At 66.5% G+C, this 1,103-nt stretch carries 2 protein-coding genes; both read right to left on the bottom strand.

Annotation, left to right across the window (positions count from 1 at the left end):
• Window positions 1-774, bottom strand: a 774-nt coding sequence (locus KUM39_RS27915; RefSeq protein WP_246620839.1) for an alpha-amylase family glycosyl hydrolase, incomplete at its 3' end; no start/stop codon positions are given.
• Window positions 771-1,103: alpha-glucosidase C-terminal domain-containing protein (locus KUM39_RS27910; protein ID WP_217788565.1), on the bottom strand; the 333-nt coding region annotated here is incomplete at its 5' end. The genes KUM39_RS27910 and KUM39_RS27915, both read right to left, overlap by 4 nt.

Genomic DNA, 1,103 nt, shown 5'->3' with positions numbered 1-1,103 from the left:
CAGCAGGACGGTGTCCGGGTACTGGGCGTCGATCTCGCGCCGGACCCGCTTGAGGAAGGTGTGCGTGGCGGGCAGGTTCTCGCAGTTGGTGCCCTCCTCGGCGTAGAGGTAGGGGACCGCGTCCAGCCGGAACCCGTCGATGCCGAGGTCCAGCCAGAACTTCAGGGCCGCGAGGATCTCCTCCTGGACGGCCGGGTTCTCGTAGTTCAGGTCGGGCTGGTGCGAGAAGAACCGGTGGAAGTAGTACTGCTGCCGCACCGGGTCGTAGGTCCAGTTGGACGCCTCGGTGTCCACGAAGATGATCCGGGCGTCCTGGTACTGCTGGTCGTCGTCGGCCCACATGTAGAAGTCGCCGTAGGGGCCGTCGGGGTCCTTGCGGGACTCCTGGAACCACGGGTGCTGATCACTCGTGTGGTTCATGACGAAGTCGATGATGATGCGCATGCCGCGCTGGTGGGCGGCGTCCACGAACTCCACGAAGTCCGCGAGGTCCCCGAACTCGGGCAGCACCGAGGTGTAGTCCGAGACGTCGTAACCGCCGTCGCGCAGCGGCGACTTGAAGAACGGCGGGAGCCAGAGGCAGTCCACGCCGAGCCACTGGAGGTAGTCGAGCTTGGAGGTGAGCCCCTTCAGGTCACCGATGCCGTCGCCGTCGCTGTCCTGGAAGGAGCGGACCAGCACCTCGTAGAAGACGGCGCGTTTGAACCACTCCGGGTCCCGGTCCTTGGCGGGGGTGTCCTCAAAAGTGTCCAGCACGGGGTCGTTGACAGTCATGTCGCCGAGGGCCCTCCGATCTGGGGCGCGGGGCGCCCGACGTGGAGTACGTGCGCGGGCGCCCGGCCGGGCTCCAGCCGCACGTAATTGGTCCTGCCCCAGTGGTAGGTCTCCCCTGTCAGCTCGTCGTGGACGGACAGGTCGGCGTGCGGGTCCAGGCCGAGTTGCGGCATGTCCAGCGAGACCGTGGCCTCCTGGGTGTGACGCGGGTCGAGATTGACGACCACGATGACCGTGTCCTCGCCCGTGCTCTTGCTGTAGGCGAGCACGTTCGCGTTGTCGGTCTGATGGAAACGGAGGTTCCGCAGGCGCTGTAGCGCGGGGTGTTC

Source organism: Streptomyces corallincola, from assembly GCF_019104725.1.
GTDB classification, from domain to species: Bacteria; Actinomycetota; Actinomycetes; order Streptomycetales; family Streptomycetaceae; genus Streptomyces; species Streptomyces corallincola.
This window is presented reverse-complemented; position numbering and strand designations above follow the sequence as displayed.